Source organism: Vibrio sp. 10N.261.52.C2 (assembly GCF_041471425.1).
Taxonomy (GTDB): domain Bacteria; phylum Pseudomonadota; class Gammaproteobacteria; order Enterobacterales; family Vibrionaceae; genus Vibrio; species Vibrio crassostreae_C.
The window spans coordinates 76,073-99,319 of record NZ_JBFROH010000012.1 but is presented as its reverse complement, the minus strand read 5'-3'; the positions used below and the strand labels follow the sequence as shown (position 1 = coordinate 99,319).

The 23,247-nt window shown below is 46.5% G+C and carries 22 protein-coding genes; 14 read left to right on the top strand and 8 right to left on the bottom strand.

What is annotated here, in order from left to right; genetic code table 11:
• Nucleotides 1-149 precede the first annotated feature (149 nt).
• The 3 genes from pckA to hslR form a co-directional block, all read right to left on the bottom strand.
• A complete protein-coding gene (gene pckA / locus AB4307_RS04475; RefSeq protein WP_017062492.1) occupies nt 150-1,775 on the bottom strand; it encodes a phosphoenolpyruvate carboxykinase (ATP) in 1,626 nt (541 codons plus the stop codon).
• A 337-nt stretch (nt 1,776-2,112) separates the two neighbouring features.
• Nucleotides 2,113-3,006, bottom strand: a complete 894-nt coding sequence (hslO, locus tag AB4307_RS04470) for an Hsp33 family molecular chaperone HslO (RefSeq protein ID WP_017063067.1) — start codon at nt 3,004-3,006, stop codon at nt 2,113-2,115.
• Nucleotides 3,007-3,024: 18 nt separating this feature from the next.
• Nucleotides 3,025-3,411: a ribosome-associated heat shock protein Hsp15 gene (hslR, locus tag AB4307_RS04465; protein ID WP_372131259.1), complete on the bottom strand. Its 387-nt coding sequence runs from the start codon at nt 3,409-3,411 to the stop codon at nt 3,025-3,027.
• Nucleotides 3,412-3,742: 331 nt separating this feature from the next.
• On the opposite strand from hslR, the gene gspC reads away from it, so the two are divergent.
• The 12 genes from gspC to gspN all read left to right on the top strand — a co-directional run bounded on the left by gspC (nt 3,743) and on the right by gspN (nt 15,276).
• The gene (gspC, locus tag AB4307_RS04460; protein WP_017062489.1) at nt 3,743-4,624 is read left to right on the top strand and encodes a type II secretion system protein GspC; all 882 of its coding nucleotides are present in this window, start codon (nt 3,743-3,745) and stop codon (nt 4,622-4,624) included.
• Nucleotides 4,625-4,665: 41 nt separating this feature from the next.
• Nucleotides 4,666-6,690 carry a type II secretion system secretin GspD gene (gspD, locus tag AB4307_RS04455; protein WP_372131257.1) on the top strand — a complete coding sequence of 675 codons (2,025 nt, stop codon included), beginning with the start codon at nt 4,666-4,668 and terminating at the stop codon, nt 6,688-6,690.
• Nucleotides 6,690-8,192 carry a type II secretion system ATPase GspE gene (gspE, locus tag AB4307_RS04450; protein WP_017070112.1) on the top strand — a complete coding sequence of 501 codons (1,503 nt, stop codon included), beginning with the start codon at nt 6,690-6,692 and terminating at the stop codon, nt 8,190-8,192. The genes gspD and gspE overlap by 1 nt, the downstream gene beginning before the upstream one ends.
• Nucleotide 8,193: 1 nt before the next feature.
• Nucleotides 8,194-9,414 carry a type II secretion system inner membrane protein GspF gene (gene gspF / locus AB4307_RS04445; protein WP_102320993.1) on the top strand — a complete coding sequence of 407 codons (1,221 nt, stop codon included), beginning with the start codon at nt 8,194-8,196 and terminating at the stop codon, nt 9,412-9,414.
• 88 nt (nt 9,415-9,502) lie between these two features.
• A complete protein-coding gene (gspG, locus tag AB4307_RS04440; protein WP_017062485.1) occupies nt 9,503-9,946 on the top strand; it encodes a type II secretion system major pseudopilin GspG in 444 nt (147 codons plus the stop codon).
• Nucleotides 9,947-10,025: 79 nt separating this feature from the next.
• On the top strand, nt 10,026-10,619 hold the full coding sequence (gene gspH / locus AB4307_RS04435) for a type II secretion system minor pseudopilin GspH (protein ID WP_372112718.1): 594 nt from the start codon (nt 10,026-10,028) through the stop codon (nt 10,617-10,619).
• A complete protein-coding gene (gene gspI / locus AB4307_RS04430) occupies nt 10,606-11,001 on the top strand; it encodes a type II secretion system minor pseudopilin GspI (protein ID WP_017070114.1) in 396 nt (131 codons plus the stop codon). The genes gspH and gspI overlap by 14 nt, the downstream gene beginning before the upstream one ends.
• Nucleotides 10,988-11,755 carry a type II secretion system minor pseudopilin GspJ gene (gspJ, locus tag AB4307_RS04425; RefSeq protein ID WP_017063073.1) on the top strand — a complete coding sequence of 256 codons (768 nt, stop codon included), beginning with the start codon at nt 10,988-10,990 and terminating at the stop codon, nt 11,753-11,755. The genes gspI and gspJ overlap by 14 nt, the downstream gene beginning before the upstream one ends.
• Nucleotides 11,739-12,788: a type II secretion system minor pseudopilin GspK gene (gene gspK, locus AB4307_RS04420; RefSeq protein WP_017062481.1), complete on the top strand. Its 1,050-nt coding sequence runs from the start codon at nt 11,739-11,741 to the stop codon at nt 12,786-12,788. Before gspJ ends, gspK begins: the two co-directional genes overlap by 17 nt.
• A complete protein-coding gene (gspL, locus tag AB4307_RS04415) occupies nt 12,757-13,986 on the top strand; it encodes a type II secretion system protein GspL (protein WP_372131255.1) in 1,230 nt (409 codons plus the stop codon). The genes gspK and gspL overlap by 32 nt, the downstream gene beginning before the upstream one ends.
• Nucleotides 13,987-14,006: 20 nt before the next feature.
• Nucleotides 14,007-14,495, top strand: a complete 489-nt coding sequence (locus AB4307_RS04410) for a type II secretion system protein M (RefSeq protein ID WP_017062479.1) — start codon at nt 14,007-14,009, stop codon at nt 14,493-14,495.
• Nucleotide 14,496: 1 nt separating this feature from the next.
• On the top strand, nt 14,497-15,276 hold the full coding sequence (gene gspN / locus AB4307_RS04405; RefSeq protein ID WP_372131253.1) for a type II secretion system protein N: 780 nt from the start codon (nt 14,497-14,499) through the stop codon (nt 15,274-15,276).
• A gap of 119 nt (nt 15,277-15,395) precedes the next feature.
• Here gspN and cysQ read toward each other — a convergent pair whose 3' ends face one another.
• The 4 genes from cysQ to AB4307_RS04385 form a co-directional block, all read right to left on the bottom strand.
• Nucleotides 15,396-16,223, bottom strand: a complete 828-nt coding sequence (cysQ, locus tag AB4307_RS04400) for a 3'(2'),5'-bisphosphate nucleotidase CysQ (RefSeq protein WP_017062477.1) — start codon at nt 16,221-16,223, stop codon at nt 15,396-15,398.
• A gap of 36 nt (nt 16,224-16,259) precedes the next feature.
• Nucleotides 16,260-16,811, bottom strand: coding sequence for an ADP compounds hydrolase NudE (gene nudE, locus AB4307_RS04395; protein ID WP_017062476.1), 552 nt, complete (start codon nt 16,809-16,811; stop codon nt 16,260-16,262).
• A gap of 289 nt (nt 16,812-17,100) precedes the next feature.
• Entirely contained in the window at nt 17,101-17,685 is a 585-nt protein-coding gene (gene nfuA, locus AB4307_RS04390; RefSeq protein WP_004741449.1) for a Fe-S biogenesis protein NfuA, read from the bottom strand.
• Between the two features lie 109 nt (nt 17,686-17,794).
• Nucleotides 17,795-18,508, bottom strand: a complete 714-nt coding sequence (locus AB4307_RS04385) for a ComF family protein (RefSeq protein WP_372131251.1) — start codon at nt 18,506-18,508, stop codon at nt 17,795-17,797.
• A gap of 93 nt (nt 18,509-18,601) precedes the next feature.
• Here AB4307_RS04385 and bioH point away from each other — a divergent pair, with 93 nt between their 5' ends.
• Both bioH and AB4307_RS04375 read left to right on the top strand, forming a co-directional pair.
• Nucleotides 18,602-19,378: a pimeloyl-ACP methyl ester esterase BioH gene (bioH, locus tag AB4307_RS04380; protein ID WP_017063077.1), complete on the top strand. Its 777-nt coding sequence runs from the start codon at nt 18,602-18,604 to the stop codon at nt 19,376-19,378.
• A gap of 353 nt (nt 19,379-19,731) precedes the next feature.
• Nucleotides 19,732-20,205 carry a hypothetical protein gene (locus tag AB4307_RS04375; RefSeq protein ID WP_017066129.1) on the top strand — a complete coding sequence of 158 codons (474 nt, stop codon included), beginning with the start codon at nt 19,732-19,734 and terminating at the stop codon, nt 20,203-20,205.
• 126 nt (nt 20,206-20,331) lie between these two features.
• Here AB4307_RS04375 and AB4307_RS04370 read toward each other — a convergent pair whose 3' ends face one another.
• Entirely contained in the window at nt 20,332-22,662 is a 2,331-nt protein-coding gene (locus AB4307_RS04370; protein ID WP_372131249.1) for a Tex family protein, read from the bottom strand.
• Nucleotides 22,663-23,247: the final 585 nt, after the last annotated feature.

The following is a 23,247-nucleotide window of genomic DNA, read 5'->3' as shown; positions in this document are numbered from 1 at the left end:
GAAAGCCTTAAATTTCAATAGTCTTAAAACAGAGTGGAACAAAAAGGGTCAAGCATCAACAAAAAAGCCCCTCATAAGAGGGGCTTGCTACAAAAATATCATTTTAAATTGGGCGTTTGCTTTTGGCTAAGCCCGAGCAGATGGTTGGATTAGTCCAGTTGAGGACCAGCTGCAACCAGTGACTTACCTTCAGCGTTATCTGTGTACTTGTCAAAGTTGTTGATGAAGCGCTCGGCTAGATCTTTCGCTTTGCTTTCCCATTGTAGAGGGTCAGTGTACGTATCGCGTGGGTCAAGGATCGCTGGGTCAACATCGTGCAGCGCTAGTGGCACTTCTAGGTTAAACATAGGGATAACCTTAGTTTCAGCGTTGTCGATTGAGCCATCTAGGATAGCGTCGATGATGCCTCGCGTATCTTGGATAGAGATACGTTTACCAGTACCGTTCCAACCTGTGTTCACTAGGTAAGCTTCAGCGCCAGCTGCTTCCATACGCTTCACAAGCACTTCAGCGTACTGAGTTGGGTGGAGAGTTAAGAATGCCGCACCAAATGCAGCAGAGAACGTTGGCGTTGGCTCAGTAATACCACGCTCAGTGCCCGCTAGTTTTGCAGTGAAGCCAGATAGGAAGTGGTACTTCGTTTGCTCTGGAGTCAGTTTAGAAACGGGTGGCAGTACACCGAATGCATCAGCAGTCAGGAAGATAACCTTTTGAGCGTGACCGGCTTTTGATACTGGTTTAACGATGTTATCGATGTGGTGAATCGGGTAAGAAACACGAGTGTTCTCAGTTTTTGAACCGTCATCAAAATCGATAGAACCATCACCACGAACTGTTACGTTTTCTAGTAGTGCATCACGACGGATTGCATTGTAGATTTCAGGTTCTGCTTCTTTAGATAGACGAATCGTCTTCGCGTAACAACCACCTTCGAAGTTGAAGATACCATCGTCATCCCAACCGTGCTCATCATCACCGATTAGCTCACGCTTAGGATCGGTTGAAAGCGTAGTTTTACCTGTACCAGATAGACCGAAGAAGATGGCTACATCGCCTTTCTCGCCGACGTTTGCACTACAGTGCATTGAAGCAATGCCTTGCAGAGGAAGCAGGTAGTTCATCATTGCGAACATGCCTTTCTTCATCTCACCGCCGTACCAAGTACCACCGATGATTTGAACGCGCTCTGTTAGGTTGAAAGCAACGAAGTTTTCAGAGTTTAGACCCTGCTTTTCCCAGTTAGGGTTAGTTGTTTTAGCACCGTTCATTACCACGAAATCAGGTTCGAACGTTGCTAGCTCTTCGTCAGTTGGACGAATGAACATGTTCTTAACGAAGTGCGCTTGCCACGCTACTTCAGTGATAATACGCACGCTTAAGCGCGTATCAGGGTTAGCACCACAATAACCGTCGATGACAAACAGGCGCTTGCCAGATAGCTGAGTTGTCACAAGCTCTTTCAGCTCATTCCATACTTCAGTTGTAATCGGTTTGTTGTCATTTTTGCCTTGATCTGACCACCACATGGTATCGCGGGTCGTGTCATCTTTAACAATGTACTTATCTTTTGGTGAGCGGCCAGTAAAGATACCAGTGTCTACCGCAACAGAGCCTAGTTCCGTTACTACGCCTTTTTCGTAGCCTTCCAAACCTGGCAGTGTTTCTTCAACGAATAACTGCTCGTAGCTAGGATTACGAAGAACTTCAGTAACGCCAGTCAGTCCGTGCTTAGTTAGATCAATTTGTGCAGCCTTTGTATGTTCCATAACGGTCATAGGTGCTCCTTGTAGGATATTTTGTAGGGATTTTGTATTAATTTTTTATTGTTATCTGCTCACCATGCTAGCAACGAGACTCGGGGGAAACAGGGATATAGCTCAAAAAATATCCATATTAACCATGGGGTTTTAAGCGTCTCGTCACATATTGGCCCAACTAGTCTATCCTGTACGCAAACCTTTGCGCTAGGGGCGAGAACATTATTAATTGATTAAAATTAAGCGGTGATTTTATTACGAGATGTTACGGAGTTTGCGCTATTTTGATCACAAAAAAGGCCAGCTGAGGGCTGACCTTTTTGGGGTAAATTACGTGTTTTTGGTACGCCGTAAATTAATGAACCGTATTGCTGCCTTTATCTGCTGCTTCTGCGTACAGTGCATCAACATCATTCTTGTCGAACGAGTAGTTTGTGCCACAGTAATCGCAGTGTAGACCAACGCTTCCTTCGGTGCTTAGGATGTCGTAGATCTCTTCTTGAGCAACAGTAATGATTGCTGCTGCACTTCGATCGCGTGAACAGCCACAGAAGAACTCAACCGGTTGTGGTGTGAATAGCTGTACTTTCTCTTGGTTGTACAAACGGTAAAGCAGTTCGTTCGCTTCTAGAGTGAATAGCTCTTCGTTTTTCACGGTGTCTGTTAGTTGCTCTAGGTGCTCGAAGTCGTCTGGAGTACCGGTGCCGTCAGGCATTACTTGTAGCAACATACCTGCAGCGTGTGCTTTTCCTTCATGCTCGCCAGTGCGCAGCCATAGACGAGTCTTAAGCTGTTCAGAGTTAGCGAAGTAGCCTTCAAGCACTTGTGCAAGCGTGTCACCTTCAAGACCAACGATACCTTGGTAACGCTCACCTTTCTTAGGATCGATAGTGATCACTAGATGACCTTTACCCATTAGGGCGTGTAGACCTGCGTCGTCTGCGATATCGCCTTCAAAGCGAGCAACACCACGGATCTTCTGATCGTGATCGCCATTGATAACTGCTAGAGATACTGGGCCGTCACCTTGCAGCTGCATCGTGATAGAACCTTCAAACTTTAGGGTCGCCGTTAGTAGCGTCGTTGAAACCAGTAGCTCACCCAACAGCTTTTGTACTGGAGCTGGGTATTCCTTGCTAGAAATAATCTGTTGGTACGCTTCGTCCATCTGTACCAATTCACCACGTACTGATAGGTCTTCAAATAGGTAGCGATTTAAAACATTACTTGTAGACATTGGGTCTGCCATTTGGCTATTCCTTCTAGCTTATTGAGTCTTGAACTTGATGATGTCACGACGTTGCTTTTTATCTGGGCGACGTTCTGGTGCTGGGCTATGAGCATTTAGCTTGCGCTGTTGTGCAAACTCTTCTCTTTTTGCCAAGCTTTCGGTGGTTTCTTCATAGAGGGTTTGAGCGATCGGGGCTCCACCACGATGGGCTGAGATTTTCTTGATCGTTACCGTCTTTTCTTCATTACCTTGGCGCAGTGTAATCACGGCCCCAAGTTCGACAATTTTACTTGGCTTGCTGCGCTGACCATTATAGTGGACTTTGCCACCATCGACCATGTTGCGAGCAATAGACCGGGTTTTGTAAAAACGAGCTGCCCACAACCATTTATCGAGTCTGACAGCTTCATTAGCAGTTTTCATATAGGGCTGTGCCTTATTAAGTGAGAAATGAATGCGGTTTAACTGTAACGAACAGTGCGCAACATGTTTTTGATGATGCTTATCACATTAAGTAGAAGCTTAAAGTGGAGGCGGTTGGCATTTTTTTCAAGTCATAATACAAAATAGCCATGTTATGCCGATTTATCGATTTGCTATGATATAGTTCAGGATCTTATTGCTTAAATAAGCTTGGTATCGAACGAATGAATAAAAAAGCTGAAAGTTTAATGATTTGCAGCGTTTGTCGTCATGAAAAGGGACTAGGAAAGTGAACTTTTTAGAGCTCAAAAATCGCGTAGGGAATTCTCCTATGTTGAGCCGCTTATTAGAGAATGGATTTGTACTTCAGCAGAAACTAAGCTTAGCGACCTGTTGTGTATTGATTGCAGCTTCCGCATGGATCTTAGGGCAGCTTGCATGGTTTATCGAACCTGCTGAGCAGACTATCGCGCCTTGGACAGCAACGGCTTCATCGTCTTCAGCACCTCAATCGACCCTTGATATCTCTTCTTTGCAGCAGAGCAACATGTTTGGTGCTTACAACCCAAGCACGCCCGCTGTGGTTGAACAGCAAGTTATCCAAGATGCGCCTAAGACGCGATTAAACCTCGTTTTAGTGGGTGCAGTCGCGAGCTCGAATCCAAAACTGAGCTTAGCGGTGATCGCCAATCGCGGCACGCAAGCGACCTACGGAATTAATGAAGAGATTGAAGGCACTCGAGCCAAGTTAAAAGCGGTATTAATCGACCGCGTTATCATTGATAACTCAGGACGAGACGAAACCTTGATGCTTGAAGGTATTGAGTACAAGCGTTTGGCTGTATCAGCGCCTGCGCCACCTCGTAGCTCTTCTTCGGTTCGTGGTAATAATCCGGCTTCAGCAGAAGAGAAGCTTGATGAAATTAAAGCGAAGATAATGAAAGATCCGCAACAAATCTTCCAATATGTTCGACTGTCTCAGGTGAAGCGTGACGATAAAGTGATCGGTTATCGTGTGAGCCCTGGCAAAGATTCAGAACTTTTTAACTCTGTTGGGCTCCAAAACGGAGATATTGCCACTCAGTTAAATGGACAAGACCTGACAGACCCTGCTGCTATGGGCAACATATTCCGTTCCATCTCAGAACTAACAGAGCTAAATCTGGTGGTCGAGAGAGATGGTCAACAACATGAAGTGTTTATTGAATTTTAAAACTTTGCGTCTAACGAAGGACGAAAGTGTAGGAGAAGTACGTGAAGCATTGGTTTAAGAAAAGTGCATGGTTATTGGCAGGAAGCTTAATCTGCATACCCGCAGCCATAGCGAGTGATTTTAGTGCCAGCTTTAAGGGCACTGACATTCAAGAGTTTATTAATATTGTTGGCCGCAACCTAGAGAAGACCATCATCGTTGACCCTTCGGTACGCGGGAAAATTGATGTGCGCAGTTATGACGTACTCAATGAAGAGCAATATTACAGCTTCTTCTTAAACGTATTAGAGGTGTATGGCTACGCGGTCGTTGAAATGGACTCGGGTGTTCTTAAGATCATCAAAGCCAAGGATTCGAAAACATCGGCAATTCCAGTCGTTGGAGACAGTGATACGATCAAAGGCGACAACGTGGTGACACGTGTTGTGACGGTTCGTAATGTCTCGGTGCGTGAACTTTCTCCTCTGCTTCGTCAACTAAACGACAATGCAGGCGCGGGTAACGTTGTGCACTACGACCCAGCCAACATCATCCTTATTACAGGCCGAGCGGCGGTAGTAAACCGTTTAGCTGAAATCATCAAGCGTGTTGACCAAGCGGGTGATAAAGAGATTGAAGTCGTTGAGCTAAAGAATGCTTCTGCGGCAGAAATGGTACGTATCGTTGATGCACTAAGCAAAACCACAGATGCCCAAAACACACCAGCCTTCCTACAACCTAAATTAGTTGCCGATGAACGTACCAATGCGATCCTTATCTCAGGTGACCCTAAGGTACGTAGCCGTTTAAGAAGGTTGATTGAACAGCTTGATGTGGAAATGGCAACCAAGGGCAACAACCAAGTAATTTACCTTAAATACGCCAAAGCAGAAGATTTAGTCGATGTGCTGAAAGGCGTGTCGGACAACCTGCAATCAGAGAAGCAAACATCAACTAAAGGTAGCTCATCTCAACGTGACAAAGTGGTGATCTCAGCTCACAGTGATACCAACTCGTTGGTGATTACCGCACAACCGGACATCATGAATGCGCTTCAAGATGTGATCGCACAGTTGGATATTCGTCGTGCTCAAGTATTGATTGAAGCCCTAATTGTCGAGATGGCAGAGGGTGATGGCATTAACCTTGGTGTGCAATGGGGTAACCTTGATACTGGTGCTGTGATTCAGTATGGCAACACAGGTGCGTCAATCGGTGGCGTAATGGTTGGTTTAGAAGAAGCGAAAGACACTGAAACGACCACCGCAGTCTATGATGATAATGGCGCCTTTTTGCGTAATGAAACGACCACAGAATCCGGTGACTACTCAACGTTAGCTTCTGCTCTTTCTGGCGTTAATGGCGCGGCAATGAGCGTAGTGATGGGTGACTGGACTGCCTTGATCAGTGCAGTAGCGACCGATTCAAATTCAAATATCCTATCTTCTCCAAGTATCACCGTGATGGATAACGGCGAAGCGTCGTTCATTGTGGGCGAAGAGGTGCCTGTTTTAACTGGCTCGACCGCAGGCTCAAGTAACGATAACCCATTCCAAACGGTTGAACGTAAAGAAGTGGGTATCAAGCTAAAAGTCGTGCCACAAATCAATGAAGGTGACTCAGTTCAGCTGCAAATAGAACAAGAAGTATCGAACGTGTTAGGCGCAAACGGGGCAGTAGATGTTCGTTTTGCTAAGCGTCAGCTAAATACGTCAGTGATTGTTCAAGACGGTCAAATGCTGGTGCTGGGTGGCTTGATTGACGAGCGAGCGCTGGAAAGTGAATCTAAGGTGCCGTTCTTGGGCGATATCCCTGTTCTAGGACACCTGTTCAAATCAACCAGTACTCAGGTTGAGAAAAAGAACCTAATGGTATTCATCAAGCCGACCATTATTCGTGATGGTATGACGGCCGATGGTATTACTCAGCGTAAATACAACTTTATTCGTGCTGAGCAGTTGTATAAGTCAGAGCAGGGCCTGAAGCTGATGGATGACGATAATATTCCAGTACTGCCTAAATTTGGCGAAAGCATGAATTACCCGGCTGAACTTCAAGCCTTCATTGATCAGATGGAAACAGAATAATGGCTGAATTGGTAGGGGCGGCACGTACTTATCAGCGCTTGCCGTTTAGCTTTGCGAATCGCTACAAGATGGTGTTGGAATACCAACATCCAGAGCGCGCACCGATACTTTATTATGTTGAGCCACTGAAATCGGCGGCGATCATTGAAGTGAGTCGAGTGGTGAAAAATGGTTTCACGCCACAAGCGATTACTCTCGATGAGTTTGATAAAAAACTGACCGATGCTTATCAGCGTGACTCGTCAGAAGCTCGTCAGCTCATGGAAGACATTGGTGCTGATAGTGATGACTTCTTCTCATTAGCGGAAGAACTGCCTCAAGACGAAGACTTACTTGAATCAGAAGACGACGCGCCAATCATCAAGTTAATCAATGCGATGCTGGGTGAGGCGATCAAAGAGGGTGCTTCGGATATACACATCGAAACCTTTGAAAAGTCACTTTGTATCCGTTTCCGAGTTGATGGTGTGCTGCGTGATGTTCTAGCGCCAAGCCGTAAACTGGCTCCGCTATTGGTTTCACGTGTCAAGGTTATGGCTAAACTAGATATTGCGGAAAAACGCGTGCCACAAGATGGCCGTATCTCTCTGCGTATTGGTGGCCGAGCGGTTGATGTTCGTGTTTCAACCATGCCTTCTTCGCACGGTGAGCGTGTGGTAATGCGTCTGTTGGACAAAAACGCCACTCGTCTAGACTTGCACAGTTTAGGTATGACAGCAGAAAACCATGAAAACTTCCGTAAGCTGATTCAGCGCCCACACGGCATTATCTTGGTGACCGGCCCGACAGGTTCAGGTAAATCGACGACCCTGTACGCAGGCCTGCAAGAACTCAACAGCAATGAACGAAACATTTTAACCGTTGAAGACCCGATTGAATTCGATATCGATGGCATTGGTCAAACACAAGTGAACCCTAAGGTTGATATGACCTTTGCGCGTGGTTTACGTGCCATTCTTCGTCAAGATCCCGATGTGGTCATGATTGGTGAGATCCGTGATTTGGAAACCGCAGAGATCGCTGTCCAAGCCTCTTTGACCGGTCACTTAGTGATGTCGACTCTGCATACCAATACTGCCGTTGGTGCGATTACACGTCTGCGTGATATGGGCATTGAACCTTTCTTGATCTCTTCTTCACTGCTGGGTGTTTTGGCTCAGCGCCTGGTTCGTACTTTATGTAACGAATGTAAAGAACCTTATGAAGCCGATAAAGAGCAGAAGAAACTGTTTGGGTTGAAGAAGAAAGAAAGCCTGACGCTTTACCATGCCAAAGGTTGTGAAGAGTGTGGCCATAAGGGTTATCGAGGTCGTACTGGTATTCATGAGCTATTGATGATTGACGATTCGGTACAAGAACTGATTCACAGTGAGGCTGGCGAACAGGCGATTGAGAAAGCAATTCGTGGCACAACACCAAGTATTCGAGATGATGGCTTGAGCAAAGTTCTGAAAGGGGTAACGTCCTTAGAAGAAGTGATGCGTGTGACCAAGGAAGTCTAGTATGGCGGCATTTGAATACAAAGCGCTGGATGCCAAGGGTAAGAGCAAAAAGGGCTCAATTGAAGCAGATAATGCTCGTCAGGCTCGCCAGCGCTTAAAAGAACAAGGCTTGATGCCGGTTGAGATGACCGAAGCTAAAGCTAAAACGACGAAAGGTGCACAGCCTTCGACCAGCTTTAAGCGTGGTATCAGCACGCCAGACCTTGCTTTGATTACTCGCCAAATTTCCACCTTGGTGCAATCAGGCATGCCGCTAGAAGAGTGCTTGAAAGCCGTGGCGGAGCAATCTGAAAAGCCACGTATTCGAACCATGTTACTGGCGGTTCGTTCGAAGGTAACGGAAGGTTATTCGCTAGCCGATAGCTTGGCTGATTACCCACATATCTTTGATGAACTGTTTAGAGCCATGGTCGCGGCTGGTGAGAAATCGGGTCACTTAGATGCGGTATTGGAGCGACTGGCTGATTACGCAGAAAACCGTCAGAAGATGCGCTCTAAGTTGCTGCAAGCGATGATCTACCCTGTGGTGCTGGTGGTGTTTGCGGTGACGATTGTTTCGTTCCTGCTGGCAACCGTGGTACCTAAGATCGTTGAACCGATTATCCAAATGGGCCAAGAACTTCCTCAATCGACACAATTTTTATTGGCATCGAGTGAATTTATCCAGAATTGGGGCATCCAATTACTGTTGTTGATCATCGGTGTGATTGTGTTGATTAAGACCGCTCTGAAAAAGCCGGGTGTTCGCATGAGTTGGGATCGCAAGCTATTAAGCATTCCACTGATCGGCAAGATCGCGAAAGGAATTAATACCTCTCGTTTTGCACGAACACTCTCTATCTGTACCTCGAGTGCGATTCCTATCCTTGAGGGGATGAAGGTTGCGGTTGATGTAATGTCGAATCACCATGTGAAGCAACAAGTACTGCAGGCGTCAGACAGTGTTAGAGAAGGGGCAAGCCTGCGTAAAGCGCTCGATCAAACCAAACTCTTCCCTCCAATGATGCTGCATATGATCGCCAGTGGTGAGCAGAGTGGTCAGTTAGAGCAAATGCTAACAAGAGCGGCAGATAACCAGGATCAAAGCTTTGAATCGACCGTGAATATCGCGTTAGGTATCTTTACGCCAGCACTTATCGCTTTGATGGCAGGCTTAGTGCTGTTCATTGTGATGGCGACTCTGATGCCGATGCTTGAAATGAATAATTTGATGAGTGGTTAATCAACTGCTCATAAGACGTTAGTTTTTGGATTAACGAGAAGAAGGACATTATTACCTTCAACTCGCTGTCTGTAATTTGGAGAAAATAATGAAAAACAGAATGAAGAAACAATCAGGCTTTACCCTATTAGAAGTGATGGTTGTTGTGGTTATCCTTGGCGTATTGGCGAGCTTTGTTGTACCTAACCTATTGGGTAACAAAGAGAAGGCTGACCAACAAAAAGCCATCACTGATATTGTGGCGCTAGAGAACGCGCTAGATATGTACAAACTGGATAACAGCGTTTACCCAACAACGGATCAAGGTCTTGATGCATTGGTTTCTAAGCCAAGCAGCCCAGAGCCTCGTAACTACCGCGACGGTGGCTACATCAAGCGTCTGCCAAACGACCCATGGGGTAACGAGTACCAATACCTAAGCCCTGGTGATAACGGCACTATTGATATTTTCACTCTTGGTGCTGATGGCCAAGAAGGTGGTGAAGGTATTGCTGCGGATATCGGCAACTGGAACATGCAGGATTTCCAATAAGCTTCAGCTTATTGTTTGATTCGTTATTGTCGTTTGAAACGTTATTGATGGTAGGACGTAAACAGATGGAGTCTACAAGGTGAAAACTCAGCAAACACAGCCAGGTTTCACCTTGATTGAAATTCTCTTGGTGTTGGTATTACTGTCAGTAACGGCGGTCGCGGTGATCGCGACCATTCCTACCAATAGCAAAGATGTTGCAAAAAAATACGCTCAAAGCTTTTATCAGCGAGTTCAATTACTCAATGAAGAGGCGATTTTGAGCGGCTTAGATTTTGGCGTTCGTATTGATGAAAAGAAATCGACCTATGTACTGATGGCGCTTAAGTCTGAAGGCTGGCAAGAAGTCGATTTTGAAAAAATCCCCTCTTTAACTGAACTACCGGAAGAACTCGCCTTGTCACTGACCTTAGGTGGTGGCGCATGGGAAGACGATGATCGGTTGTTCAATCCAGGAAGCTTGTTTGATGAAGATATGTTTGCTGATCTTGAAGAGGAAAAGAAGCCGAAACCACCACAGATCTACATCTTGTCGAGTGCTGAAATGACGCCATTTGTATTGTCGTTTTATCCAAATACCGGAGACACCATACAAGATGGTTGGCGTATTCGAGTATTGGACAATGGTGTGATTCGACTGCTAGAACCGGGAGAAGAAGATGAAGAGGAATAACCGTTCTCCTTATCGTTCTCGTGGTATGCCCCTTGGTTCTCGAGGAATGACGCTGCTTGAGGTATTGGTTGCACTCGCTATCTTTGCGACTGCGGCGATCAGTGTGATTCGTGCTGTCACTCAGCACATCAATACCCTCAGTTATCTAGAAGAAAAAACCTTCGCGGCTATGGTCGTTGATAATCAAATGGCTTTGGTGATGTTGCATCCTGAGAAGCTAAAAAAAGCGCAGGGCACACAAGAGTTGGCCGAGAGAGAGTGGTTTTGGAAGGTCACGCCAATCGATACTAGCGATGATTTATTAAAGGCGTTTGATGTGAGTGTGGCAACCAGTAAACAAGCTTCTCCAGTGGTCACGGTGCGCAGCTATGTGGTCAAGTAAAAGCGTGTCGTTAGCTCAGAGCAAGTCGCTAAGTAAGAGCATGTCCGCCAATAAGCGTGTGCCTCGTAAACAAGGACTATCTTCGAAAGGGAGAGGCTTTACCTTAATTGAGGTTTTGGTCTCGATCGCTATCTTTGCCACGTTAAGCATGGCGGCTTATCAGGTAGTCAATCAGGTTCAGCGCAGCAACGAGCTTTCAATCGAGCGCAGTGCTCGTTTAAATCAACTGCAACGTAGCTTAGTCATTTTAGATAATGATTTTCGCCAGATGGCGGTGCGACAATTTCGTACCAACGGTGAAGAAGCATCATCTAAGCTGATCTTAATTAAAGAGTATTTACTGGATTCCGACAGCGTTGGCATCATGTTTACTCGCCTTGGCTGGCATAACCCACAGCAGCAGTTTCCTCGCGGAGAAGTCACCAAAGTGGGTTACCGCATTAAAGAAGAAACGCTTGAGCGTGTGTGGTGGCGCTACCCCGATACTCCTGCAGGACAAGAAGGTGTGATTACGCCTTTGCTTGATGATGTTGAAAGCTTGGAATTCGAGTTTTATGACGGAAGCCGCTGGGGGAAAGAGTGGCAAGCCGACAAATCGCTACCGAAAGCGGTAAGGTTAAAGCTAACCTTGAAAGATTATGGTGAGATAGAGCGTATTTATCTCACCCCTGGTGGCACGCTAGATCAGGCCGATGATTCTTCAAACAGTGACTCTTCAAGTAGTAATGAGGGGAATAATGACTCATCGAACTAATAAGTTTGCACTGACAAGGTCTGCCATGGGGCGCAAGCAGCGAGGTGTTGCGCTGATCATTATCCTGATGCTACTGGCGATAATGGCAACCATCGCAGGCAGTATGTCGGAACGCCTGTTTACTCAATTTAAGCGCGTGGGCAATCAACTGAATTACCAACAGGCTTACTGGTACAGCATTGGTGTCGAAGCGCTGGTGCAAGACGGCATTAGGCAAAGCTACAAAGACAGTGATACCGTCAACTTGAGTCAACCATGGGCGTTAGAAGAACAGGTATACCCGTTGGATTATGGTCAAGTTAAAGGCCGTATTGTTGATGCTCAGGCATGTTTTAATCTCAATGCGTTGGCTGGTGTGGCGACGACTTCAAGTAACCAAACACCTTATTTAATTACGGTTTGGCAAACCTTGTTGGAAAACCAAGATGTTGAGCCTTATCAGGCCGAGGTTATTGCACATTCAAGCTGGGAATTTGTTGATAGTGATACCCGAACCACCTCTTCAGCTGGTGTAGAAGACAGTACTTATGAGGCGATGAAGCCATCTTATTTGGCAGCGAATGGCTTAATGGCCGATGAGTCCGAGCTACGCTCGGTTTATCAAGTCACTGGTGAGGTGATGAATAAGGTTCGCCCCTTTGTTTGTGCTCTGCCGAGCGACGATTTCCGTTTGAATGTGAATACTCTTACGGAAAAGCAGGCGCCGTTATTGGAAGCGATGTTTGCCCCCGGCTTAAGTGAATCGGATGCCAAACAGCTGATAGACAAACGCCCATTCGATGGTTGGGATACGGTGGATGCGTTTATGGCTGAGCCTGCTATTGTGGGTGTGAGTGCCGAAGTCAGCAAAAAAGCGAAAGCATATTTAACTGTAGATAGCGCCTATTTTGAGCTAGATGCAGAGGTATTAGTTGAGCAGTCACGTGTACGTATACGGACGCTTTTCTATAGTAGTAATCGAGAAACAGTGACGGTAGTACGCCGTCGTTTTGGAGGAATCAGTGAGCGAGTTTCTGACCGTTCGACTGAGTAGCGAACCACAAAGCCCTGTGCAGTGGTTAGTTTGGTCGACAAGCCAACAAGAAGTGATAGCAAGTGGCGAACTGTCTAGCTGGGAGCAGCTGGATGAGTTAACGCCTTACGCTGAAAAGCGTAGCTGTATCGCTTTATTGCCGGGAAATGAATGCTTAATTAAGCGTGTTGAGATCCCGAAAGGTGCTGCTCGCCAGTTCGATTCTATGCTGCCGTTTTTATTAGAAGACGAAGTCGCACAAGATATCGAAGACTTACACCTGACTATTTTAGAGAAAGACGCAACGCACGCGACAGTGTGTGGTGTGGAACGTGATTGGCTTAAGCAGGCGCTGGATACTTTCCGCGAAGCGAACATTATCTTTCGTAAAGTATTGCCTGATACCTTAGCGTTGCCTTTAGAAGATCAGGGCATCAGTGCGCTGCAGATCGACCAACATTGGTTATTGCGTCAAAGCAACTATCAAGCAGTGTCGATCAATGAGGCGTGGCTAGCGATGTTCTTACAAAGCGATTGGGTTGCCTTAGATGACGAAGAGCAATCACCAACGATTTTTAGCTACACCGCACTGCCAAGTGATGACGTTCAACTGCAAAGTGGCATTGAGTGGCAAGCTAAACCTGCGGAACTGGTGATGTCTTTACTGAGCCAACAAGCCATTACAAGTGGCGTAAACTTACTGACTGGCACCTTTAAAACCAAATCTTCATTCAGTAAATACTGGCGTGTATGGCAAAAAGTAGCGATCGCAGCTTGTTTGCTGGTGGCGGTGATCGTCACTCAGCAAGCCTTAAAGGTTCAGCAGTACGAAGCACAAGCCGAAGCGTACCGAACGGAGAGTGAACGTATTTTTAGAAGCGTACTTCCGGGCAAGCAACGTATTCCGACGGTCAGCTACCTTAAGCGCCAGATGAACGACGAAGCTAAGAAGTATGGTGGCTCGGGTGATGGTGATTCCTTACTTGGATGGCTAGCGTTACTGCCAGAAACTTTAGGACAAGTGAAAGCCATCGAAGTGAATAGTATTCGCTACGACGGCAACCGCTCAGAGGTGAGATTGGAAGCGAAAAGTACTGACTTCCAATATTTCGAGACTGCGCGAGTGAAACTTGAAGAGAAGTTTACCGTTGAGCAAGGGCCATTGAATCGTAATGGTGATGCCGTATTTGGCAGCTTTACTCTTAAACCCCATCAATAACCTGCGTAAGGAGATCAGTGATGAGAAATATGATTGAGCCACTCCAAGCGTGGTGGACTTCAATAAGTCAAAGAGAGCAACGACTAGTGATTGGTTGCTCAATTCTATTGGTGGTCGGTGTCGTTTATTGGGGGCTAATCCAGCCACTCAGTCAGCGAGCTGAACTTGCGCAGACCCGCATTCAAAGCGAGAAGCAACTACTGGCTTGGGTAACCAATAAAGCCAATGAAGTGGTTGAACTACGAGGCAGTGGCGGCATTAGTGCCAGTCAACCTCTGAATCAATCTGTGCCTGCTTCTATGCGTCGCTTTAATATCGAGCTGATACGTGTGCAACCACGTGGCGAGATGCTGCAAGTCTGGGTGAAACCTGTGCCTTTTAATCAGTTCTTAGATTGGCTGACATACTTGAAAGAGAAGCAGGGTGTCGAAGTTGAGTTTATGGACATTGATCGCTCCGATAACCCAGGGGTTATTGAGGTCAACCGACTACAGTTTAAACGAGGTTAATGTGAAACGCGGTTTATCTTTGAAGTTAGGTTTACTTTTTGGCGGCATCTTTATTGTCTTTTTCTCGGTTAGTCTGTTGCTGCATCTACCGGCCTCTTTTGTACTCAAACATGCACCGGCTGTGCGTGGCTTGAATATTGAAGGTGTTGAAGGAACGGTTTGGCAGGGCAGCGCCAATAATATCGCCTGGCAGCGTGTTAATTACGGTTCAGTACAGTGGGACTTTCAGTTCTCTAAACTCTTCCAAGCCAAAGCTGAATTAGCGGTTCGTTTTGGTCGTAATAGCGACATGAACTTGTCAGGAAAAGGGCGTGTTGGGTACAGCATGAGTGGTGCGTATGCGGAAAACTTAGTCGCATCAATGCCCGCTGCTAACGTGATGAAATATGCTCCAGTCATTCCAGTCCCGGTTTCAATTGGTGGACAGGTTGAGCTGACGATCAAGCATGCGGTTCATGCTCAACCTTGGTGTCAGTCTGGTGAAGGTACTGTGGCTTGGTCTGGTGCTGCAGTCGATTCACCTGTTGGTTCGTTAGACCTTGGTCCTGTGATTGCGGACATAACCTGTGAAGACAGTACAATTGCAGCCAAAGGCGTTCAGAAGAGCACTCAAGTAGACAGTGAGTTCTCAGCGAGTCTAACATCTAACCAGCGCTACACATCTGCAGCGTGGTTTAAACCGGGTGTTGAATTCCCGCCAACGATGCAAAATCAGCTTAAATGGTTGGGTAATCCTGATAGCCAAGGTAAGTACCAGTTTACTTATCAAGGTCGTTTTTAGCTAAACGGCTAAGGGTCACTAAATTACGAGATATAAAAAACGGGCACCTCACTGAGGTGCCCGTTTTGTTTGTTCTGAGAATCTAGAGGATATCTGACAGTTAAAGGGAGCAAACTCGCCTAGTCTTTGCCTTGCAAAATTTCTACCCACGGTAAATCTGCATCACCGAGTACAATGAAGTTCGGGTTTTCTAGCGTTTCTCTTTCATTGTACGAAAGCGGTTCTAGTTGAGTACTTAAGATACGTCCGCCAGCTTCTTCAACAATGCACTGCGTTGCGGCGGTATCCCACTCTCCGGTTGGTCCAAGGCGCAGATAACAATCCACAGCGCCTTCTGCGACTAAACAGGCCTTAAGCGCTGCTGAGCCTAGAGGAACCAAATCATAATTCCATGCTGAGCTCATACGGCTAGTGATGCGATTGATGTCCTGGCGACGGCTGATCGCCATGGCGATTGACTGGTTTGGCAGCTCGTGACGATGCGTTTTGATTTTCACGCTGTCATTAAGGTCTGGGATCTTCCAAGCGCCTTTGCCACTGTAAGCGTAATAGCTCACACCTGAAACGGGTGCGTATACCACGCCCATCACTGGCTTGTTATGCTCGATTAGGGCGATAATTGTCGCGAAATCACCACTTCGTGCGATGAACTCCTGGGTGCCGTCCAGTGGGTCAACTAACCAGTAGCGATCCCATTGAGAGCGTTGCTCTAGGCTGATGTCGGCGTCTTCTTCGGATAATACGGGAATATCAGGCGTCAATTCACTGAGTTTTTTTAATATCAGCTTATGTGCTGCAAGATCGGCACTGGTTACTGGAGTGTCATCACTCTTAATGAACTCTTCGTAATCCTTTTTCTCGTAGATCTCTAAGATGAGTTGACCAGCAGAGCGAGCAATCTCAATGACAGAGGGTAGGAGGTGAGACAAATCTTTTGTTATTGGCATAAATGTTCTCTTACTCTTAGAGCGAGCCTGAATGTTCTAGTTATTGTTTAATACACGAAGGCTTAAAAGCAGGGCTGTAATACTCCGAGCCTCACAGAAATCGAGATGTGTTAACAGTTCTTCGGCTTGAGCAAGTGGCCAGCGCACAATATCGAGAGGCTCTGGCTCATCACCTTCTAGCTTTTCTGGGTAGAGGTCTTCTGCAATAAACAGCGTCATTTTGCTAGAGAAGTAAGAGGGTGCAAGGATCACTTCCTTCAGCGGAGTAAGCTTGTTGGCACCGAAGCCTATCTCTTCTTTGAGTTCGCGAACGGCGGCTTCGTTTGGCTGCTCACCTGGATCAATCAGCCCTTTTGGAAAGCCAAGTTCGTAGCGTTCAGTTCCCGCTGCATATTCACGTACTAATAGAATATCGCCTTGCTCAGTAATAGGAACCATCATCACTGCGTTGCGCCCGCTGGGCTTCATGCGTTCGTAAGTGCGCTCTTCGCCGTTTGAAAAGCGTAAGTCGAGAGACTCGATAGAGAATAGTCTTGATTGAGCGACAGTTTGTTTAGCCAAAATCTCTGGCTTGGTCCTTTTCGTCATTGCGCTCGCTCCTTAGCTCATTGGAATTCTTTCTTATAAAGTCATTCTAATATAGGGGAAATGACCTTGAGTTCCTAGATCCGAGTTTTCATATCCGAAAATTATTGAAGCAGGAATCGATTACGATCACTTGAATACCTTACTCAAGATGGTAACGAGGTGAAAATATGGTTGTATAGCAAAAGAGTATAGAGAGAACGCGATAGTCCTAACTTGCTTATCCACATAACAAAAAAGGTTGATGCTTGCGCATCAACCTTTCAAATAACAACTAACACTAAATCAGTGATTAGTAGTAAGAGTGCTCACCACGATCGTGCTCAGTTGCATCACGAACAGCAGTCAGTTCACCTTCAAACTGTTGAAGAAGTTCTTTCTCGATGCCTTCTTTTAGCGTTACATCAACCATAGAACAACCGTTACAACCACCACCGAATGCTACAATAGCTGCGCCGTCTTCAGTGATTTCTACCAAGCTAACGTGACCGCCGTGACCAGCAAGTTGTGGGTTAACTTGTGTTTGAATTGCGTATTCAACACGTTCTAGAAGTGGTGCATCGTCTGCGACTTTACGCATCTTAGCGTTTGGTGCTTTAAGCGTTAGCTGAGAGCCCATTTTGTCAGTAACGAAGTCAATTTCAGCTTCATCTAGGAACGGTAGGCTTAGCTCATCTACGTATGCAGAGAAAGCTTCGAATTTAAGCTCTGTGTCAGACGCTTCGATAGCATCTGTTGGGCAGTAAGAAACACCACACTCAGCGTTTTGTGTGCCTGGGTTTACCACGAACACACGAATGTTTGTACCTTCAGGCTGCTGTGACAGCAGATTGGCAAAGTGAGTTTGAGCTGTTTCTGTAATAGTAATATTTGACACGACGAATACCTGAGTAGATTTGTAGGTTATTAGCGCCATTCTACTCCTGTCAGATTTGTAATTCAGCCCTTTTTTGTTGGATTGCTGTACAAGTAGTGATTCACAGCTTTTATCCAGAGGGCTCAGGAGTGCGGCAGATGCAGTAAATATCAATCCTTTTAACGTCCACTTCAAGTAGTAATTGGCATAATTGATACACAGTACTGCCGGTGGTTACAACATCATCAATTATCGCGACGTGAGAGGGGATAGTTCCTTGAACGTCTTGTTTTCGCAGCGCAAAAGCGCTCTTTAGATTGTGTAATCGTGCGGATTTAGTCAGCCCCTGCTGGGAAGCCGTTGAGCGAATTCGACGAAAGAGCACATCACTTTCAACGCCAAGCTCTTGAGCCGTGTGGTCGGCTAGCAGCTTACTTTGATTAAAGCCGCGATGAGTATATCGACGCCAATGCAGCGGCACGCTGGTGATCAGCGGAGCAGGATATTCGATACGTGATGCCAATAGCTTAGATAGATCACGTGCAAACCAAAACTTATCAGCGTACTTCATTTGCTGAATGTAACCTGCTGTAGGGAAGGTGTAATCGCCGACACAGTAGAGGCGATGCCAAGGTGGAGGTTGAGATAAGCACTGTCCGCACTGCTCTACTGTGAGCAGTGTTTTTAAACCACATCGTTGGCAGCGTGGTACTGGCTGAAAGAGTTTGAGACAAGAATTGCACCATCGAGGATGTGTATCACTGGGCAGTTTATCAAGTTTGCACAGGTGGCATTGAGGTGTGACCAGACGTGGTGTGTGTTTTTGTAGCCAATCGGATAACATAGCTCGTGATGCTTTTGGGTTATGGTGTTCCTTTTGCTCACCATACTGAAAAGCGCGGATTATCGCTGATGGAAAAAGTAGGGAATATTGAGAATGAGTGACGCGTTATATTGGCATGTTTCTGGGCAAGGGCCTGATTTAGTACTGGTTCACGGCTGGGGAATGAACGGTGCGGTATGGCAACAAACCGTTAATGCATTACAAGCTGATTTTCGAGTGCATGTTGTCGATTTACCAGGGTATGGACACAGCGCGCACTGCCACGCTCAAGATCTTGAAGAGATTGCTCAGCAGCTTTTGGCCGAAGCACCAAAGCAAGCGATTTGGGTGGGTTGGTCACTTGGAGGCTTGGTCGCAACGCACATGGCTCTCCATCACTCAGATTACGTGAGCAAGCTGGTGACTGTCGCCAGTTCTCCCAAATTCGCCGCTGCAAAAGAGCCCGTGTTATGGCGAGGCATTCAGCCCAACGTATTAAGCGCATTCACCGAGCAACTGGTTGAAGATTTCCAAACCACCATCGAACGCTTTATGGCATTGCAAGCCATGGGCAGCCCTTCAGCAAGGCAAGATGTAAAACAACTCAAGCAAGCGGTGCTGTCTCGCCCGTTGCCGAACCCTGACTCATTATTGGCAGGATTAAAGATGTTGTCGGATGTCGATCTGCGTGAACAACTGCCTGAGATTTCAGTACCAATGCTACGCTTGTATGGTCGATTAGATGGATTGGTGCCAATCAAGGTTGCGAAAGACTTAGGCACAGCCTTGCCTCATACCGAGCAATACATATTTACCCAGTCTTCGCATGCACCGTTTATGACCGAAGCGGATGCCTTTTGCAGTGAGCTTGTCAGCTTCGCACAAAAATAATTGCTAAATATATATCCGGCTTGGTCGATATATAAGCTAATACCAATCACAGTAAGTAAGTGTTCAAAAATAGCGTAGGTAAAAGGCTTGAGAACAAGGCAGCTTTTTTTTGACAAGTAGTTTCGATAAGTAGTTATTCTACAATCAAAAAATCTAACGCCGTTATCGAGCATTTTAACAAGCTAGGATGATCAGTTATTTACTACGATTGGTATAACACCAACGTGTTGCATGATACTCAGACCTAACTCTCTCCAGAGCTGATTGCGCTAAGTTGGGCTATGCCTGTTGTGCGTTCTCGGTACAACAGTGTTATGGCAATATTGATGGGCGATTCTTGAGGAGAGTTCGCGATGATTGTGTCACCTGCAACTGCAGTGAGTGTGCCACTAATCGCCCCGTCCGTTAATGTGCAAACAGAGCAAGTTGCGCGTGATAATAGAGTCCGAGAACCTATTGCTCCCGCAGTAGCATTGGCGAGAACCAATGCAGAGCGTAAGGTAAAATCAGACGATAAACGAAGGCAGCAGTCGGCTTGGGATCCTTCAGACCATCCAGGTTATGAAATGGAGAACGAGTCAGAGGCCAATTCGGTTAGCCAAGAAGAGCCACAAGACCCTTTTGATCGGCTGTTCAGCTTATTGGCACTGAAAACATACAGTGCTGATCAAGGCAAAGGTTATACCATGCGTTTCCGCCTGCCAAAGCATGTTTTAGATGCGGCGATTCAGGAAGGACAGATGGAGAAACGACGTAAGGTCATAAAGTATCATTATGGTCATGCTGTTGCGCCTCATGCTCCATCAGAGATGTTGGTGGTCTTATAAATCAAAAGTTTACGAGTCAACCAAGCTTCGATGTCTTTTTTGAACACATAATAAAAAAACCTGCATACCCTAAGGGATGCAGGTTTTCTGTTTTAAGCACATCAGCTTTTTAGATGAGCTAATGGATTACTTTTTCGCTTTAGCAAAAGCGGCAGCGAATGCTCCACCCATTGCAGCGTTTTGTTGCGGCTCTTCACGACGGCGTTGGCCAACTTGCGAGTTTTGATTCGAGCGGTTTTGTGTACGAGGTGCACTTGAACGTTGAGCACGGTTGTCTTGTCCAGGCTCGTCCTTCATACGCATGCTCAGTGCAATACGTTTACGCTGAACATCCACTTCCATCACCTTCACTTTCACGATGTCGCCCGCTTTAACCACTTCACGTGGGTCAGAGACAAAGCGATCGGTGAGTGCTGAAATATGAACTAAGCCATCTTGGTGAACACCAATATCAACGAAGGCACCAAAGTTAGCCACGTTCGATACCACACCTTCTAGAATCATGCCTGGTTCTAGGTCTGAAACGCTGTTTACGCCATCGGCGAAGGTTGCAGTCTTGAACTCAGGGCGAGGGTCGCGTCCCGGCTTATCCAGCTCCTTGATGATGTCGGTGACCGTTGGAACACCAAAGTTTTCATTGGTGTAATCAACCGCGTGCAAACCACGTAAGAAGTCGGTGTTACCCACCAGAGATTTGATGTCTTTGTGGTTTTTCTCAGCGATGCTTTTCACTACTGGGTAAGCTTCTGGGTGAACCGATGATGCATCCAGTGGGTTTTTGCCATCCATAATACGTAGGAAACCAGCACACTGTTCAAAGGCTTTTGGCCCTAAGCGAGCGACTTTCTTTAGCGTAGTACGTGCTTCGAAGCGACCATTCTCATCACGGAAATCCACGATGTTCTGAGCGATGGTGCTAGAAAGGCCGGCTACGCGAGTAAGTAGCGCGGCAGACGCTGTATTCACATCAACGCCTACGGCGTTTACACAGTCTTCGACAATCGCATCTAGGCGCTTAGCGAGCATAGTTTGGCTCACATCGTGTTGGTATTGGCCCACACCGATCGATTTAGGGTCAATCTTCACTAGCTCTGCCAGTGGATCTTGCAGACGACGAGCAATAGACACCGCACCACGAATTGATACATCCATGTTCGGGAATTCTTTTGCAGCTAACTCAGACGCGGAATAAACCGATGCGCCCGCTTCGCTAACAATGATCTTTTGCGCTTTTAGGTTGCCGCGTTTAATTACGTCAGCCACAAAGCTGTCGGTTTCGCGTGAAGCCGTACCGTTACCAATCGCAATCAAATCAACATTGAATTGACGAACCATCTGCTCAACCACGTGTGCCGATTTGTCGTATTGCTTTTGAGGTGGGTGAGGGTAAATAGTTTCTGTTGCCAAAACCTTACCGGTTGAATCCACGACAGCGATTTTCGAACCGGTGCGTAAACCTGGGTCCAAGCCTAAGGTTGCTCGAGGACCAGCTGGCGCTGCCATGAGTAGGTCTTTTAGGTTGGTTGCGAATACTTCAATCGCTTCGATCTCTGCACGCTCTTTCATTGCGCCCATCAATTCAGTTTCCATGTGCATAGAAACCTTGATGCGCCATGCCCAGCTAATCACTTGCTTACGCCAAGCATCCGCAGGAGCACTGCTCAGAGTAATGCCGTAGTGATCAGAGATAATGTTCTCACAGTATGAACCACGTACACCTTCTTCTTGCTCTGGGTCTGCGTTCATTGCCAGTGTTAGGAAGCCTTCATTGCGGCCACGTAACATGGCAAGTGCACGGTGAGACGGTACTTTGCTCAGAGCTTCGTTATGCTCGAAGTAGTCTTTGAACTTCTCACCTTCGTTCTCTTTGCCAGCCACAACACGAGCACCAAGCTCTGCATTACGATTTAGGTGTTGGCGAATCTTTTCAAGCAGGTTTGCGTCTTCCGCAATGCGCTCCATGATGATCGCGCGTGCGCCATCGAGTGCAGCTTTGGTATCGGCAATGCCTTTATCGCTGCTGATGAAGTTAGCGGCTTCCGTTTCCGGATCGTGCTGTGGTGCATTCCATAACGTATCGGCAAGTGGCTCTAAACCTGCCTCAATCGCGATCTGACCTTTGGTACGGCGCTTTGGTTTGTATGGTAGGTATAAATCTTCTAGGCGAGTCTTGCTGTCTGCTTGAGTGATATCACGCTCGAGTTCTGGCGTGAGTTTTCCTTGGTCTTGAATCGACTTAAGAATCGTTTGGCGACGATCGTCTAGCTCGCGAAGGTATGAAAGGCGGCTATCAAGGTTACGTAGTTGGGTATCGTCTAAGCCACCCGTAACTTCTTTACGGTAGCGGGCAATAAAGGGAACGGTGTTACCGTCGTCAATTAGGTTTACTGCGGCAGTGACTTGCTCTGAACGAACATTCAGTTCTTCAGCAATCAGTCGACAGATAGCTTGGCTCATCCGATGAATCTCTTATTTAATATCGTGACAAATACATGGGGGTGAGCGTACGCTTTTTCTAGCTATGACTGTGTAATTATCCTGTCAGAAGTCGAATTTCCGTTTGTGATACCCGCTTTGTGCGAGATCTCTTACAAGTGATGTGAGACTAAGTCGCTTTAGACCGATGAAATCGTCTTGATGTTACACTAAGTTGCTGATTTTATTTGATTGTGTGTTTGTGGGCGTATTTCTCACCTGAAATGTTTTTTAAGACTATCTAGGAAACACGGCCATTTGCCGTAATATTTAACTTGTCGACAGGGAGTTGGCAGGAACAGGAAAAAGCCTAATGGACTAGGTATCTTCAGGATGAAGATTTGATTACTTAGGATGAGTGGTCAGCAAGGAAGTGATAATCTCTGGATGAGATTCGCCAGTCAGGATGACAGGCTAGAATGGACACCGCTAGGATGGCGATGAACAAAAAGGAAATTGGTTAAAGGATTTAGCCACTATCAAGGAAAGATGCAGGGAGCACCTTATCTCGAAGAGATAAACAGTAGCCGGATTGCTGCGATAGAGACTTAACCCCGCTAGGCGAAA